This is a genomic window from Pollutimonas nitritireducens (genome assembly GCF_002849615.1).
Taxonomy (GTDB): Bacteria; Pseudomonadota; Gammaproteobacteria; order Burkholderiales; family Burkholderiaceae_B; genus Pollutimonas; species Pollutimonas nitritireducens.
Window position 1 is genome coordinate 239673 of sequence record NZ_PDNV01000008.1, and the last position, 15743, is coordinate 255415.

At 59.1% G+C, this 15743-nt stretch carries 13 protein-coding genes; 9 read left to right on the forward strand and 4 right to left on the reverse strand.

Going from position 1 to position 15743, the window contains the following annotated elements; all coding sequences use genetic code 11:
- The first annotated feature begins 74 nt into the window (after window positions 1-74).
- Window positions 75-1274, forward strand: a complete 1200-nt coding sequence (locus tag CR155_RS14030) for an MFS transporter (protein WP_102070719.1) — start codon at window positions 75-77, stop codon at window positions 1272-1274.
- Here CR155_RS14030 and CR155_RS14035 read toward each other — a convergent pair.
- Entirely contained in the window at window positions 1267-2169 is a 903-nt protein-coding gene (locus tag CR155_RS14035; RefSeq protein ID WP_102070657.1) for a LysR family transcriptional regulator, read from the reverse strand. The two genes, CR155_RS14030 and CR155_RS14035, sit on opposite strands and share 8 nt — an antisense overlap.
- A gap of 131 nt (window positions 2170-2300) precedes the next feature.
- Here CR155_RS14035 and CR155_RS14040 point away from each other — a divergent pair, with 131 nt between their 5' ends.
- A complete protein-coding gene (locus CR155_RS14040) occupies window positions 2301-2999 on the forward strand; it encodes a pirin family protein (protein ID WP_102070658.1) in 699 nt (232 codons plus the stop codon).
- 10 nt (window positions 3000-3009) lie between these two features.
- On the opposite strand, the gene ilvD is transcribed toward CR155_RS14040, so the two are convergent.
- Window positions 3010-4695, reverse strand: coding sequence for a dihydroxy-acid dehydratase (ilvD, locus tag CR155_RS14045; RefSeq protein WP_102070659.1), 1686 nt, complete (start codon window positions 4693-4695; stop codon window positions 3010-3012).
- A 105-nt stretch (window positions 4696-4800) separates the two neighbouring features.
- On the opposite strand from ilvD, the gene CR155_RS14050 reads away from it, so the two are divergent.
- From CR155_RS14050 to ppc, 7 genes are all read left to right on the forward strand, one after another.
- Window positions 4801-5892, forward strand: coding sequence for a substrate-binding domain-containing protein (locus tag CR155_RS14050; protein ID WP_233214285.1), 1092 nt, complete (start codon window positions 4801-4803; stop codon window positions 5890-5892).
- Window positions 5889-6683 (forward strand): ABC transporter permease, encoded by a 795-nt coding sequence (locus CR155_RS14055; protein ID WP_102070660.1) that lies wholly within the window; start codon window positions 5889-5891, stop codon window positions 6681-6683. Before CR155_RS14050 ends, CR155_RS14055 begins: the two co-directional genes overlap by 4 nt.
- The gene (locus tag CR155_RS14060) at window positions 6670-7395 is read left to right on the forward strand and encodes an ATP-binding cassette domain-containing protein (protein WP_102070661.1); all 726 of its coding nucleotides are present in this window, start codon (window positions 6670-6672) and stop codon (window positions 7393-7395) included. The genes CR155_RS14055 and CR155_RS14060 overlap by 14 nt, the downstream gene beginning before the upstream one ends.
- The gene (locus CR155_RS14065; RefSeq protein ID WP_102070662.1) at window positions 7392-7832 is read left to right on the forward strand and encodes a CopD family copper resistance protein; all 441 of its coding nucleotides are present in this window, start codon (window positions 7392-7394) and stop codon (window positions 7830-7832) included. Before CR155_RS14060 ends, CR155_RS14065 begins: the two co-directional genes overlap by 4 nt.
- Before the next feature lie 30 nt (window positions 7833-7862).
- Complete coding sequence (locus tag CR155_RS14070) at window positions 7863-9932, forward strand: TonB-dependent receptor family protein (RefSeq protein ID WP_102070663.1); 2070 nt, start codon at window positions 7863-7865, stop codon at window positions 9930-9932.
- Window positions 9933-10135: 203 nt separating this feature from the next.
- A complete protein-coding gene (locus CR155_RS14075; protein WP_102070664.1) occupies window positions 10136-10513 on the forward strand; it encodes a Rieske (2Fe-2S) protein in 378 nt (125 codons plus the stop codon).
- A gap of 99 nt (window positions 10514-10612) precedes the next feature.
- Window positions 10613-13450: a phosphoenolpyruvate carboxylase gene (gene ppc / locus CR155_RS14080; protein ID WP_233214303.1), complete on the forward strand. Its 2838-nt coding sequence runs from the start codon at window positions 10613-10615 to the stop codon at window positions 13448-13450.
- Window positions 13451-13494: 44 nt separating this feature from the next.
- Here ppc and CR155_RS21095 read toward each other — a convergent pair whose 3' ends face one another.
- Window positions 13495-13626, reverse strand: coding sequence for a putative transporter small subunit (locus CR155_RS21095; protein WP_233214287.1), 132 nt, complete (start codon window positions 13624-13626; stop codon window positions 13495-13497).
- Between the two features lie 12 nt (window positions 13627-13638).
- The gene (locus CR155_RS14085; RefSeq protein WP_102070665.1) at window positions 13639-15339 is read right to left on the reverse strand and encodes a sodium:solute symporter family protein; all 1701 of its coding nucleotides are present in this window, start codon (window positions 15337-15339) and stop codon (window positions 13639-13641) included.
- Between the last annotated feature and the right edge of the window lie 404 nt (window positions 15340-15743).

Here is a 15743-nt window from a genome sequence, read left to right on the forward strand (position 1 = left end):
ACAAAGGGGATGGGGCAGATGCGCGTGCGCAGAAGGGTATGATACGCCAGGTCGAATCAGGATTTATTCAAATAATGAGCTCCACGCCTTCGGCGACCCTTGTGCTGGTCGCCACCTTGACTGTGCAGTCGCTGGTGGCCATGGCCTTGCTGACATTGCCAGTCGTCGCTCCCGCCGTCGCCGGATCCCTCGGAATTTCCGCCGCCTACGTAGGCCTGTATATCGCGCTGGCCTATGCCGGGGCCATGACCGCCAGCCTGCTGGCGGGCGGTGCCGTCAGGCGCTTCGGTGCCATTCGTTCCAGCCAGATAGGCCTGCTCTTGTGCGGTACGGGCGTGGCGGTATGCACAATCGAATCCCCGGTCGCCATGGCGATCGGTGCAGTGCTGGTTGGCATGGGGTACGGACCCATCACGCCAGCGAGTTCGCATCTCCTGGTCAAAAGCACTCCGGCGCATCGCATGTCGCTGGTCTTTTCCATCAAGCAGACAGGTGTGCCATTGGGCGGCGTGCTGGCGGGCATCATCGTTCCCAGTCTGGCCGAAGCGACAAGCTGGCAGTGGGCCTTTCTGGCCGTGGCCGCTGCCAATCTACTATGCGCCATGGCAATACAACCCTTGTGTGCCGCGCTGGACGCCGACAAGGATGGCAAGCAACGCATTTCGGTGGGTAACGGGCTGGCCGGGCCGCTCAGACTGGTATTCAGCCATCGCAGCCTTACCGTACTGGCTGCCGTTTCCTTCCTTTTTTCCATTACACAGCTGTCGCTGACGACCTATCTGGTCACTTTTCTACATGAAGACTTGGGCATGGGTCTGATCGTCGCCGGCTTCGTGCTGGCCATTGCACAGGCGGCGGGTGTGGCGGGCCGCCTGTTATGGGGCTATGTGGCGGACCGCTACCTTGGACCGTCCAATATGCTGGCCGTCCTTGCCATACTGATTGCCCTCTGCGGCATTGCCACGGCACTGCTCCAATATACGGACTCGATGCTGCTGCTCATCGTGGTGCTATCCGTCTTCGGCAGCAGTGCGGTTGGGTGGAACGGCGTCTACCTCGCCGAAGTGGCCCGGCAGGCACCGAAAGGACAGGCCAGCATGGCAACCGGCGGCACGTTGGCCATGACCTTCCTGGGCGTCGTGATCGGCCCGCCTTTGTTCGGTCTGGTGGCGGGCACCTTTGGCAGTTATAGCCTGGCCTACGCAACATTGATCATTCCCGCGGGACTCTGCCTGTGGCTGTTGCTGCGTTACCGATCTGCCTTCGTCACGTAGCCAACGCGTAACGATGGGCGCCCTGCGTCAGCATCTGTGCCAGATGGCGGGCGGCAGGCCCCGCCGCCGCGCCATTGCCGAATGTCAGGTACAAGGACACACGGCGGGTCTGTCCTTCGTTCAGTGGCAAGGGCCACAGACTGCCTTGTTCCAGCTGCTTTTGTATGACATGTCGAGGCAGCCATGCGAAACCAAGACCATCGGCCACCATGGCGGCCGATGTCTCCATGCCGGTCACGGTCCAGCGGTGGCTGGAACCCAGCCAACCTTCATCGCGAGGTTGCAGCGTACCGGAATCGCGCAACACGATTTGCATCTCGCGCTTCAGGTCGTCGCTGGTCAATGGCCTTCCGATCCGATGCAGAGTGTGGCCGGGATGCGCCACCGCAACGAACTCAACATCCAGGAGCAGGTCTCCGAGATACCCTGACGGTACACGCGTACCAATCAGGACGTCGGCACGTTGTTCGAGCAGGGCCTCATCGGCGCCCGATAGCACCACCTCACCGAGCTGGATCCGCGTCTGACCCACCTCCTGGGTGAACTGGTTCAGGGCTTGCAACAACAGAGCCGTAGGAAAGGCCACGTCGACCACGACACGCAGTTCCGCCTCCCACCCCTGTTCCAGGCGACGGGCCAATTGTTCCAGCTTGTGGGCATCAGCCAGCAATTCGCTGGCTTGGCTCAGCAAGGCTTTACCGTTGGCCGTGAGACGCGCCTTGCGTCCTTCCATGACGAGAAGGTCGACACCGATCTGGTCCTGCAATCGCGCCGCCATGTAGCTGATGGAAGACTGGCTTCGGTGCAGGGCCTCGGCCGCTTGGGCATAACCGCCATATTCCACGATGGCCTGCAGTACACGCCACTGTTCGAGTGTGGTCCTGAGCATGCGCATGATTATCCCCAAGTCGAAAAAAACATCTATTTTATCGATACATACGTAGCAAATTTTGCGTTTATTTATCTAAAAACAAAATAATATAATAGAGGCATTGGAGCAAGTCTCCTTCTTTCCTGGAGCACCTCATGCTGGAAATTCGCAAAGCCTCTGATCGCGGCCATGCTCGACACGGCTGGCTGAACAGTCATCATACTTTTTCATTTGCCGAATACTACGATCAACAGCACATGGGCTGGAGCCATTTGCGCGTTATCAACGACGACACGGTGCAGTCCGGCGAAGGCTTCGGCACGCACGGTCACCGCGATATGGAAATCATTTCCTATGTGCTCGAAGGCGCACTTGAGCATAAAGACTCGATGGGGTCCGGGTCGGTGATACGACCCGGCGATGTGCAGGTCATGAGCGCCGGCACAGGCGTGCGCCACAGCGAGTTCAACCATTCCCGGACTGAACCTGTGCATTTCCTGCAAATATGGATAGTCCCGAAGTTTTCGGGCTTAAGGCCCAACTACCAGGAGAAGCACTACAACGAGGCGCAGAAACGGGGCAAACTGTGTCTGGTGGCTTCGCCCGATGGCAGCAACGGTTCACTGGCAATTGCACAAGACGCCCGGATGCTCGCGGGGCTGCTGGACGGCAGTGAACGCGTTGACTACGCGGTCGCCCCCGGACGACATGCCTACCTGCATGTCGCCCGCGGTGCGCTTACGCTGAACGGACTGGCCCTTGAAGCGGGCGACGGCGTAAAGATTGCCGACGAAACCCAGCTTGTGCTGGCCGACGGCAACAACGCCGAAGTGCTGTTGTTTGACCTGGTCTAGCAGACCTGGTCTAGAACTTGTCCAGGACGGCGCCGGTGCTGGCGGTAGACGCGTTGAAGGCAAATTTAGCCTGTACCCCTCGTGTATACCGAGGCGCTGGCGCCTTCCACTTGGCCAGCCGCGCCGAGATTTCGTCTTCCGGCACATTCAGCTGCAGCAACTGTTGATGGGCATCGATAGTGATGGAGTCGTCTTCTTCCACGATGGCAATAACGCCGCCTACCGCCGCCTCGGGTGCAACGTGACCAACCACCATGCCCCAGGTACCGCCCGAGAACCGTCCATCGGTGATCAGGCCAACTGAATCACCAAGGCCTGCGCCGATAAGTGCGCCAGTGGGCGCCAGCATTTCGGGCATGCCGGGGCCACCCTTGGGGCCCAGATAACGCAGCACCATGACATCGCCGGCTTTTATCTTGCCGTCGAGTATGGCCTTCAATGCCGATTGTTCGTCATCGAAAACACGGGCCGGACCGGTGATGACCGGGTTCTTCAAGCCCGTGATCTTGGCCACGGCGCCTTCTGGCGAGAGGTTGCCTTTGAGTATGGCCAGGTGCCCTTCCTTGTACAGCGCCTTCTCGATAGGGAAGATGACTTTCTGATCCGACCGGGGTGTACCCGGAATGTCTTTGAGTACTTCCGCAATGGTTTCGCCGGTTATTGTGATGCAATCGCCATTGATCAGTCCGGCGTCGAGCAGGATCTTCATGACCTGCGGTACGCCGCCAGCCTGATGGAAGTCCACCGCCAGGAAGTGCCCGCTGGGTTTCAAATCGCAAATGACCGGTACGCGCCGACGTACGCGTTCGAAGTCGTCGATGGTCCATTCGACGTCCGCAGCGTGGGCAATGGCCAGGATATGCAGCACCGCATTGGTGGATCCGCCAGTGGCCATGATGACGCTGACCGCATTTTCGATGGATTTGCGCGTAACGATATCGCGCGGTTTGAGATCCTGTTGTACCGCTTTCAACAAAACGCGGGCGGACTCGGAGGCCGATTCGGTTTTCTCGTCGTGCACATTGGCCATGGTCGACGAGTAAGGCAGGCTCATGCCCAGCGCTTCGAAGGCCGAACTCATGGTGTTGGCGGTATACATTCCGCCGCAGGAACCGGGACCGGGAATGGCATGCAATTCGATCTGCTTGAGCTCGTGGTCGCTCATGCGGCCCGCGGCGTTCTCACCCACGGCTTCGAACACGCTGACGATATTCAAGTCTTTACCGTTCAAGCGGCCGGGAAGAATGGTGCCACCGTATACATAGATGGCCGGCACGTTGGCGCGCAGCATGCCCATCATTCCACCCGGCATATTCTTGTCGCACCCGCCGATGACGACCACCCCGTCCATCCATTGACCCTGCACACAGGTTTCAACGCAATCGGCGATAACTTCGCGCGAGACCAGCGAGTATTTCATGCCCTCGGTGCCCATGGCCATGCCGTCGGAAATAGTGGGCGTACCAAACACCTGCGCGTTGCCGCCGGCGGTCTCGATGGCTTCTATAGCCGCATCGGCCAGTTTCTGCAAACCGCTATTACAAGGCGTAATAGTGCTGTACCCGTTGGCCACGCCTATCATGGGCTTGTTGAAGTCTTCTTCTTTGTAGCCCAGCGCATAGTACATGGATCGGTTCGGGGCCCTTGCGGCGCCCTGGGTGATGTTTGCAGACCGCAGAGGTTTGGTTGTGCTCATTTCTTTCCTTTCTGTATTGGAACCGTGCACGGCGTAGCGTGAGTCGAAACGAAGAGTTTACCTCCTAAGTCGGCCAGCGTCGCCGCGATTGCGCGAGCTGCATAGATGGGAACCGACGAAAACTTGATCCAGGTTAAGGATGGCTGCCATCCCTTGTGTAATGATCCGCAATCGTTAATCATTCTCATTTATATTATGTTTCCTGTTGGAAAGTTTGCAGGACGATTTGCGAAAGCCTTGACGTTGATCGTGTTCTACGCTGCCGCAGCCAAGCTGCCAGCACATGCTGCCCCATACCAAAAGCTCACCTTGGCAGGTCCCACCGCCGTGGTCACTTTCCCGCTCCTGCACATGGTTGAGACGAAGGCCCTGGGGCAATACACCGACAAGCTCGAGTTTCGCCTTTGGCAAAGTCCCGATCAGCTACGGGTGCTGCTGGCAAAGAAAGACATCGATTTCAGCGCAGCGCCCAGCAACCTGCCGGCCCTCATGGCCAATCGCGGAGATCCCGTGCGGCTGTTGAACATATCCGTATGGGGCATACTTTGGCTGGTCAGTCGCGATCCCGACATCCATGGTTTTTCCGATCTCGCGGGCAAAGAGCTGCTGGTTCCCTTCCAGCGCGACCTTCCTGCTGTGTTGCTCGACACCTTGCTGGACGCCCAACCTTTCGAACCCGAAAAGTCTCCGATCCTGCGCCGCACACGCGATTCGCAGGACGCCATTGCCCTGATGCTGACGGGCCAGGGGCAGCACGTCCTGCTGGTCGAACCCACCGCCTCGTTGCTGATGTCGCGCAATGCACAGCAAGGCGGCGCCCCCTTGTACCGGGTCCAAAGCCTGGAAGCCGCATGGCAACAAAGCTTTCCTGACCAAGCTGAATTGCCGCAGGCCGGCGTCATGGTGAACTCTCATAGGGCACATGACCTCGAACTGAGCCGTGCGGTCGAACAGGCCTATGCCCATTCTGCCGCATGGTGTTCCAGTAACGCCCTGGATTGCGCCAAAATGGTTCACCGCCATATCCCCCATCTGCCGGTGCCCGCCATCGAAAGCGCCATCAAGGTCACCCGTCTGGATAGCCGGCCCGCCAGCAGCATACGGCCACAGCTTGAAGACCTGTATCAGCTGCTGGGCAAGCAGAATCCGCAAGCCATCGGAGGCCGTCTGCCCGACCCAGGGTTCTACGGTCCATGATTCCATCCAACTTGCGTAAACCGGAGCGCACATCCCGGGGCTGGTCCGCGCTTGGCATACTGTTGATACTGGTGGGCTGGCAAATCGCCGCCCACTACCTTGGACCCATGCTCATGGCCACCCCTGCCCAGGCGCTGCAGGCGCTGGGTGCGCTGGTCAACAGCACAACATTCTGGCAGAACGCCAATGCCAGCCTGACGCGCATCGCGCTGGGAGTCGGCACGGGTTGCGCTATCGGCTTCGGCTTGGGTGTTTTGGCGGGCCACAACGCAAAGTTGCGCGGATTGCTCGAGCCGCTGCGCTGGCTCCTGATGGCAATGCCGCCGGTGGTCGTCGTGGTCCTTGCCATGCTTTGGTTCGGTCTGGGCTCGTCCATGGTCATTTTCATCACAGTCTTGATGATGGCGCCCGGCATGTACGTGAACACGGTCAAGGGCATGCAATTGGTCGACCGCTCACTCGTCGAAATGACCCACGTATATCGCTATGGCGCATGGATGCGGCTGCGGCATCTGTATTTGCCCGCGCTGGCTGCCCCGCTGACGGCTGCGCTGCTCATTGCGACCTGCGGCGGCGTGCGCCTGGTCGTCATGGCGGAAGTGCTGGGCGCGGAAAGCGGAGCCGGATTCGCATTGGCCAATGCCCGCAGCACTTTCGACAGCGGCGAACTCTACGCCTGGGTCATTCTGATTCTTGGGCTGGTCGCCGCACTGGAATTCATGCTGTTGCAACCTCTGCAACGGCGTCTTACACAATGGCAAGAACCCCGGAAAGAGCATGCTCGAGCTTAAACAGGTATCCCTCAAGTTCGGGACTAGCCAAATCCTGAACGCCATCGATTTTCGTCTGCAACCAGGCGAACGCGTCGGCGTGCTGGGATCGAGCGGAGCAGGAAAAAGCACACTGCTTAAGCTGGCTGCAGGGCTTTTGAAGCCCAGCCATGGCACCTATCTGAACGCCTACCGCCATCCCCTGTTGGTATTCCAGGAACCCCGCCTGCTGCCATGGCGCAGTATTCATGACAACATCGAAATTCCACTCCTGGCGGCGGGGGTTCCCAGGAAAGAAGCCCGGCTGCGCGCCATGCACTGGCTCGAACGCGTCGACCTGCCGGATGCAGGCAAGGCATGGCCCGCCGAGCTCTCGGGCGGCATGGCGCAGCGCGCCGCACTGGCACGCGCCTTTGCCCTGCAACCCGACCTTCTATTGCTGGATGAACCGTTCAGTGCGCTGGACCCCGCGCTGCGCGTCGCCCTGAGCCGCCTGTGTAACGAGTGTGTCCGGGACACCGGCGCGGCTTTGCTATGCATCAGCCACCACCCGCATGAGCTGGTCGAAATGGTCGACCGCTGCGTGTTGATCGCCGGCGGCAAGCTTCAGGCCTTCGACTTCGAGGATGCCAGAAACAGTCAGTCGCGCGCGGCAACTGCACACCTTCTGCATCAGACCTTGCTTCGTCAAGAAACACCAGGAGCCGATCAGACCAAAAGGACAGTCGCGTGAGCTACCCGGTACTCTTAACCATCCACTTGTTTGCCGCCATCATGTTCGTTGGCACGGTTTTCTTCGAAGTGCTGATCCTGGAGAACATACGCAAGCATCTACCGCGCGAAACGATGCGCGCCCTGGAAATCGCCATCGGCACACGCGCCCGAGCCCTGATGCCCTGGGTACTTCTGGTGTTGTACAGCGCGGGCATCGGCCTGGCCTGGCACCATCGCGCCGCACTGGACCATCCATTCGATAGCAGTTTCGGCTTGTTGCTTACCGTAAAAATCGCCCTGGCCCTCAGCGTGTTCGGCCACTTCATCACCGCCATGACCCTGCGCCGCAAAGGCAAGCTGCGCACTGTCCATTTCCAGCGCATTCATCTCAGCGTCTTCTGTCATATGGTCGGCATCGTGGTGCTGGCCAAAGCCATGCTCTACCTTCACTGGTAATTCAAATCCCTCTAAAAACGAGAAAACGCTATGCCTGTTATCCCGCTATTCCCACGCTTCGCCTTCAGCATGGCCCTGAGCTCGCTCTGGCTGTCCTGCGTTCATGCCGACCCGGTCACCACGCTGGCACCGGTCGTGATCTCCGGCCAGGCCGACGCCTCGCCGCTGCAGCCCGGGTTCAAAGAAGAGCAAGCCAGGCTGGCCCGCGTGGCGGGCGGCACCAACCTGATCGAGCCACAGAAGGAAGTTCGCCTGGTCACCCTGCGCGATGCGCTGGACTTCCAGCCCGGCATCGTTGTCCAGGACTTCTTCGGCGGCATAGACCAGCCTCGTCTGAACATTCGCGGCTCAGGTGTGCAAAGCAATCCGGTTAATCGCGGGGTGCTTCTGATGCAAGACGGCCTACCCCTGAATGAAGCCGACGGATCATTCGTCATCGGCCTGCTCGAACCCCGCAACGCACGCCTTATAAGCGTGCTTCGGGGCGCCAATGCCCTATCTGCAAGCGCAACGACGCTTGGCGGTGAAATGGACTTCCGGTCCTTTACCGGTGCGCAGAACAACGTCCTTAGTGTCGAGGGCGGCAGTTTTGGTCGGCTGGGTCTGCATGGCGCCAAGGGGTTCCAGGGCGACCAGCTGGACGGACGCCTGAGCATCAGCCACGACAAGGCAGAAGGCTATCGCCATCATTCCGACTCCAAACGGACCAGCGTCCAGGGCAACTTCGGCGTACGTGGCGATATTTTCGAAAATCGTACATATCTTTCATATACCGATCTTGATTTCGACATCCCCACCGTCGTTCCGAAAGACCGCATGTATCAGGATCCCCGCGAGGTCATGGGTGATCGCCCCGGCGACGCCCCCAATGTCTACAATACCAACCCTCATCGCAAGACCGAACAGGTACGCCTGGCCAATCGCACTTATTGGGGAACAGATGACGTGAACCAAACCCTGGGCGTCTATTGGCAGAACACGGACGATACCTTCACGGAGCCTTCTGGTTCCACCAGAACGGATAGCAACACCTACGGCGCCCAATGGCAACTGGGTGGCAAATGGAATACCGTGGACTACCGCATGGCGCTGGATTGGGCGCGCAGCGACATGGACCGCGATCTGCATAGCATGAACCCCAGGTCCGGCGCCCGGATCCCCGGCTCGACACGAAACTATGATCTGCAGGCCGAAAACCGCAGCGCACTGGTCGGATTGCAATGGCATGTCACACCGGAATGGAGCGTGGTCGGCGACCTGAAATACACACAAGCCGTGCGCGATGCCCGGAATCAAGGTAATGGGCAAAGCCTGGACCAGGACTGGTCATACGCCAGCCCGAAGCTAGGTCTCATCTGGGCCCCGAGCGACAAGCTGCGCCTGTTTGCCAATGTCAGCCGCAGCAACGAAGCGCCCACCTATTGGGAGATCATTGGCAGCAGCGGCATGAACAAGCTCGACCTGCAACGCGCTTCAACGTATGAGATCGGCGCCGACGGCAAGTTCAACAGCGGCGATTACGCAAGCAACTGGTCGCTTACCCTATACCGCAGCAACGTCAAAGACGAACTGATGAGCTTCACGGATGGTTCGGGTTACGGTCCCAGCACCACCATCAACTATACCGACCGCAGCCGCCACCAAGGCATTGAAGCAGGGTTGAACGGCACGCTTCCAGCGCCTGGCGCTGGCGCTTTCGATTACCGCCTGGCCTACACGTTCAGCGACTTTCGCTTTCGCGGCGGCAACTTCAACGGCAATCAGATCGCGGGCGTGCCGCGCCATCTGATCAGCGCAGAGCTCTTATACCGCATAGGCGGCCTGCGCTTTGGTCCGAATCTGCGCTGGATGCCCACCGAGACCGAGACCAACCACTTGAATCTGGACGGCACGCAGCAGGACCCGTACGCCCTGCTCGGCTTCAAGGTGGCCTACGAACATGACAAGCACTGGAGCGCATGGCTGGCCGCCGACAACATCACGGACAGGCAATATGCCAGCAGCTACGTCATCCGGGCCACGCCACCCTCGGCAAATGCGCCCGGCTACCTGCCTGGCAATGGGCGTAGCGTCAGTGCCGGGCTAAGCTACAAGTTCTAGACAACGGTGGTGCCAAATCAGCGGCATTACCGCATAATGTCTTCCGGAAGCAGCCAACCAGGGAGGACGCCTTTACCCTTGGCCTTGCGCGCGAGGTGGCCGCATCGCATATAACCGGCACCGTGGTGCAATGCGCGGGCGCACTGTAAGCCGACAGAATTGCACTATATTGTTGGGCATATCCACATTCTTGCCTGCCCGCCATGAGCTTACCCGCCGTAGAAGTCTGTCCTTCCATCGAACTCCGTGACGGAGACCTCGCCCGGAAGCTGCCCGTCACACACAACAACGAAGCCAGCACCGCTTTCTTCATCCGCTATGAGGGGCAAGTACACGGCTACCTGAACCGCTGCCCTCATATGGGCTCGGAGCTGGACTGGGAAGGCAGCGTTTTCACCCGTGCGGGAGACCAGCTGATGTGCGCGCGTCACGGCGCCACGTTTACACCCGACACCGGTGTATGCACGGGAGGGCCCTGCAAGCCTAGCAAGCTGCTTGCATTGAAGACATCCGAAGACCAACGCGACGGCCGGCAGACCGTACTCTGGTGGCCAGAAGGAAAGACCATTCCCAGGAACTGATTGCGGCATGCAATGCGCGGCATGCAATGCGCGGCATACATTGCCTCGAACATAACGATAGCAACAGGAGACTCAGTGAAACAGGCTGCTTCATCAAACATGGAATCCTCCCCTCTGCGCAGCGACATCCGGCTGCTTGGAAAAACGCTGGGCGACGTTGTCAAGGAATGCGAAGGCAAGGCTATTTACGACGTCATCGAGAAGCTGCGCCGCGCCGCGGTCAAGTTCCGCCGTGAAGGCAACGAAGTCGACAGCAGAATCCTGGAGCGGCAGATAAGCAGACTCGCCGACGGTGAAGCCAACTCCGTGGCCCGCGCCTTCAGCTATTTCCTGCACCTTTCCAATATCGCCGAGGACCGCGACCAGAACCGTCGCCAGCGCGAGTACGAATTGCACGGCGCCACACCGGCGCGCGGCAGCCTGCAACATGCCCTGGACCTGCTCAAGGAAAACGGCATAGGCAGCCGCAAGGTGCTGCGTTATCTTGAAGAAGCGTGCATTGTGCCGGTGCTGACCGCTCACCCGACTGAGGTGCAGCGCAAAAGCACACTGGACCTGCACCGTGAAATAGCCCGTCAGCTTGCGAACACAGGCGCCACGCTGACACCTTCCGAAAAACTGCTGACCGAGCAACGATTGGCCGGGCTGGTTGCCGCGCTGTGGCAGACCCGCATGTTGCGCAAGCAGAAACTGACGGTGCTCGACGAAATTGACAATGCCCTTACCTACTACACCAGCACATTCCTGACGACGATCCCGCGCATTTACCAAGACCTTTCGACCCGACTGCGCCGACCCGGACGTACCGTGTTCGACATCAACACGGCGCCGTTGCCAGCGTTCCTGAAGATGGGCAGCTGGATCGGCGGTGACCGCGATGGCAACCCCAACGTTGATGCCTCCACGCTGGAACAGGCTCTTTTGAGGCAATCAACGCGGGCCTTGCAGCACTATCTCATGGAAATTAAAAACCTCGGCACCGAGATTTCCATTTCACAGTCCCTGGGCACAGCCAGTCCGCAGCTGCTGGCGCTGGCGCAAGCCAGCCAGGATCCATCCCCACACCGCCTGGACGAACCATACCGGCGCGCCTTCATCCACGTCTATGCACGGTTGGCGGCCACCGCGCTGGCGCTTACCGGCCGCCAACTGGCGCTACGGCCCACCTACCCGGCACCGGTCTATCCCGACCCAATGGCCTTCCAGACCGACCTGCAGGTCATTGCCGACTCACTGCACCAGCACCATGGATCGCTCATCGCGGCCTTGCGCCTGTCGGGCCTGCTTCAGGCCGTCAGTATTTTCGGCTTTCATCTAGCGACTGTCGACTTGCGGCAAAGTTCGGACGTGCACGAACGCGTGCTTACCGAATTATTCGGGGCAGCCGGCGTGCAATGGAACGGAAAGGCCGTTGACTACGCTGCGATGTCCGAAGACGATCGCAATGCACTGCTGCGCCACGAGCTGCGGCAAGTCAGGCCACTGGTATCGCCCTGGATCTCCTACTCGGCCGAAACCGAGAAAGAACTGGCCATTCTGCGCGCCGCAGCCACCATCCGCCAGACATATGGCAAAGACGCCATCCGGCAAACCATTGTGTCGCACACCGAAACCCTCAGCGACCTGCTGGAGGTGCTGGTATTGCAACAGGAAACGGGACTTATCTCGCCCGCCTCGGGGGGCGCCAGCCACAAACCCCAGGACGGCCTGATGGTCGTCCCGCTGTTCGAAACCATCCCCGACCTGATGCGCGGATCCGACATCATGGCCGACTGGCTGGATCTGCCCGAGGTCGCCACACGGGTGCGCTACGCCCAGGACGGCATCCAGGAAGTCATGCTGGGCTACTCCGACAGCAACAAGGATGGCGGCTACCTGACCTCGAACTGGGCCTTGTACCGCGCCGAACGGCAACTCGTGCGCGTTTTCAAGCAACGAAAAATCCGCTTGCGACTGTTCCACGGCCGCGGCGGTTCGGTCGGCCGGGGGGGCGGATCCAGTTTCGACGCCATCCTCGCCCAGCCGCCGGGTACGGTCCATGGCCAGATCCGACTCACCGAACAGGGCGAAGTCATACAAACCAAGTACAAAGATCCTGAAGTGGGACGCTGGCACCTTGAGAATTTTGTGGCCGCAACGCTGGAGGCCAGCCTTGCTCCGAATTCCGCAGCATCCAAGACCGAAGACGACAATATGGCGCAGTTCGGCGCGGCCCTTGAATTCATGTCGGATGTCGCCCAACACAGCTATCGCGATCTGGTCTACCAGACGCCGGGTTTCAATGACTATTTCTTCGCCTCCACGCCCATACTGGAGATCGCCGGCCTCAATATCGGATCCCGGCCGGCATCCAGGAAAGCCAGCCAGAAAATCGAAGACCTGCGCGCCATCCCCTGGGGCTTTTCGTGGGCACAGTGTCGCGTGATGCTGACTGGCTGGTACGGCGTCGGTACGGCGTTGCGAACCTATCTTGAAAAAGGGTGTGAAGGCAGCCCGGCGACGTCCGGCGAACGAGTGACCCAGTTGCAGCAGATGGCGCAGGTCTGGCCTTTTTTCAGGACCTTGCTCTCGAATATGGAGCAAGTGCTGGCCAAGACCGATCTGGGCATCGCCCGGCGCTACGCCGACCTGGTGCCCGACAAGAAACTGCGCGACCGCATTTTCGGTCGGATCGAACAGGAATTCGCCCTGACGCTGGAAATGTTCCAACGCGTTGCCCAACACGAACTGCTGGACCAGGACGCCTTGCTGAAGGCCGCATTGGGAGAACGCTTCGCCTACATCGATCCCCTCAATCACCTGCAGGTCGAACTGCTACGGCGCCACCGCTCGGCCCGTCCAAGGCGGGACCGGGATGACGATGGCGAAAGCCGTACGCAGCGCGCCATTCACATGACCATCAATGGCGTTGCGGCGGGGTTGCGAAACTCGGGATAAAAAGGTCCGCGCCAGCTCGCGACGACACAGACGCCACGGACCGCTTAAATCATGCTCTCGCCGTCCTTGCCGGCAGCGCGCAGATCTTTGATCAGCGCGACAATCAACACAAGAAGTACAGCCGCGGAGATTACGGGCCAGATAAGGATGTACGTAGTTAACACTAGAGCTGACATATCTATTTTCCTTTAAGCGTTGGAGGGGAGGGGGTCAGCCACAGGGCGAAACGCCGGCTCGACCCCCGCCGCGGCGTCTTCGTCGGTATGGAACGACGTGACGCGTATGGCGAGCTGATCAAAATCGAAGCGTTCCTTGCTGCGCCAGCTCATTGCCGTACACACCATGGCGCTGACGCCGTAGGCGGTCAGCGAGCTCAACAAGACGGCATAGTCTCGAAGGAAACCTAATGTGTATGGCAGCGAGCCAGCGATGACGGCGACGCCAACGATAATGGAGATCTTGCGGTTGAAAAAGGCGAACGTCATCAGCCCGACGACAACACCTGCACCGACCGAGGCGCAGAATTCAAAGAAAGACGCCACGGTGCCGTGTATGGGGATAAGCTGGAATCGGGAGATGGTGAATAAGGTCACGGCGCAGATAACCGACGTCGTAAAGGCCTTATTGGTGACACGATTCCAGTAAAAACTGATGATGACGGGAAACACGATGGCGCCCCACAACGCCCCGACGAATACCAGCATGACAAGAATGTCCAGCCGCAGGCTGGCGAATACCACGCCCAGCATCGTAGCCACGATCATGGTAGCGCGGCCCCACCACAACATGCGTTTGGGGTCGGGCTTGCCACGCGCCAGGTTCTTGCCATAGATGTCGGTCATCATGATGGACGACAAGGCCGACAGATCGGAATCGGCCGTGGACGACAGCGAACCAACCACAAGAATGAAAAACAGCGCAATGCCGAAAGGCGGCAAATAGGTCGACGCCATCTGCGGAATGATGTTGTTCATATTGCCATCGGCGGGCACCAGGCCGACAAACAAGGCAAGCATGCCCAGCATGCCCAGGCCGATCACCACGGCACCATAACCGACCGTCGCAGTGAGGAACGTGGACTTTATCAGGTCTTCCCGCACCGCAAACAAGCGTTGTGCAATCGTTTGATTGCCGATGGCATAGGCCAGCACAGCAACGAAGTACGGCGCTCCTTGCTCGAGAAGCGCTTTGGTCGAGAAAAAATTCGACTGCTGGTCCGTCAGGTTCGACATATTGGCCATCAGCATATCGGTGCCGCCGGCGTTGAAGAAGATGATGGGAATTATCACGACCGCCGCCAGTATCATCGCAATCAGTTGTGCAAAGTCAGTCATTACCGATGCCCTGAAACCCGACCACAAGGTGTAAGACAGCACGCCCAGTCCGGCGATCAGCACGCCCTGTATGAAACTCAATGGGCTCAGTATTGAGACGAGCGCACCCGCGGCGGTGAAATTGACCATCAGGCTGATGCAACTGCCAATCAGATTGGAGCCAGCCATGATCAACTGGCTGGAAGTGCCATGCCGGGCCTGGATCACCTCGGCCAGCGTATGCGCCTTGGGCGCGAGTTTTCGAAAACGCTTGCCGAAGGGATAGATGAACATGATCATCAAGGCGCCCCACAGACCATAATGTATAGGCCCTGAAAGCCCGTACTTATAGCCGGATGTCGCACTGGCATAGAAAGAGGCTGCCCAGATCCAGGTGGCTATCATGCTGGCAGCGGAGAGCCCGAATCCCACGGCGTTGTTAGACACCATGTAGCCGTCTACGTTTTCCTTCTTCTTGCCTATTAGCAAAGAAAGAAGGAATGTCGCCCCGTAGAATCCGAATAGCAATAAAAGTGCCGTAGAGGTCGACAGCTGAAAGAATGCAGTTTCTTGCATGCGTGGTGATCCTTATATGTTCGTAATCTATCTGTTTCGTGAAGTACAGTGATCAAAAAAAAAGGCCGTTTCCCATTTAAAAAAAGGACGGCATGAATGCCGGCAGCTGTCAGGCAGCCGGCGCTGGAATTGCAGCAACGAGCAGCAACGGTACGCTCACCGCCACCGAATTGATTGGCGTTGCGAGATCGACAAGGTGCAAAGTTGGTTAAGCAGCGACCAACTTGATGGGTCCGCGGCCAAGCTGGCCGGGCATGGTGTTTCGGCTGAAAGCCGGACCGCTGTGCAGCGGCCTGATGAAGAACTGCTTCAAACGTCAAGCCGCAGTTTAACGTGTGCAGCGCACTGCGTCCACAGCGGGCCAGATGACGGTAGTCGTTCGAGCCGCAAAAACCGTATGATGG

What these genes read in the sequence shown, in the direction of transcription:
- ppc (WP_233214303.1), top strand. Translation starts at nt 10,613, where the DNA reads ATGGAATCCTCCCCTCTGCGCAGCGACATCCGGCTGCTTGGAAAAACG.
- CR155_RS14030 (WP_102070719.1), top strand. Translation starts at nt 75, where the DNA reads ATGAGCTCCACGCCTTCGGCGACCCTTGTGCTGGTCGCCACCTTGACT.
- CR155_RS14085 (WP_102070665.1), bottom strand. Translation starts at nt 15,339, where the DNA reads ATGCAAGAAACTGCATTCTTTCAGCTGTCGACCTCTACGGCACTTTTA.
- ilvD (WP_102070659.1), bottom strand. Translation starts at nt 4,695, where the DNA reads ATGAGCACAACCAAACCTCTGCGGTCTGCAAACATCACCCAGGGCGCC.
- CR155_RS14040 (WP_102070658.1), top strand. Translation starts at nt 2,301, where the DNA reads ATGCTGGAAATTCGCAAAGCCTCTGATCGCGGCCATGCTCGACACGGC.
- CR155_RS21095 (WP_233214287.1), bottom strand. Translation starts at nt 13,626, where the DNA reads ATGTCAGCTCTAGTGTTAACTACGTACATCCTTATCTGGCCCGTAATC.
- CR155_RS14035 (WP_102070657.1), bottom strand. Translation starts at nt 2,169, where the DNA reads ATGCGCATGCTCAGGACCACACTCGAACAGTGGCGTGTACTGCAGGCC.
- CR155_RS14060 (WP_102070661.1), top strand. Translation starts at nt 6,670, where the DNA reads ATGCTCGAGCTTAAACAGGTATCCCTCAAGTTCGGGACTAGCCAAATC.
- CR155_RS14055 (WP_102070660.1), top strand. Translation starts at nt 5,889, where the DNA reads ATGATTCCATCCAACTTGCGTAAACCGGAGCGCACATCCCGGGGCTGG.
- CR155_RS14075 (WP_102070664.1), top strand. Translation starts at nt 10,136, where the DNA reads ATGAGCTTACCCGCCGTAGAAGTCTGTCCTTCCATCGAACTCCGTGAC.
- CR155_RS14050 (WP_233214285.1), top strand. Translation starts at nt 4,801, where the DNA reads ATGGGAACCGACGAAAACTTGATCCAGGTTAAGGATGGCTGCCATCCC.
- CR155_RS14070 (WP_102070663.1), top strand. Translation starts at nt 7,863, where the DNA reads ATGCCTGTTATCCCGCTATTCCCACGCTTCGCCTTCAGCATGGCCCTG.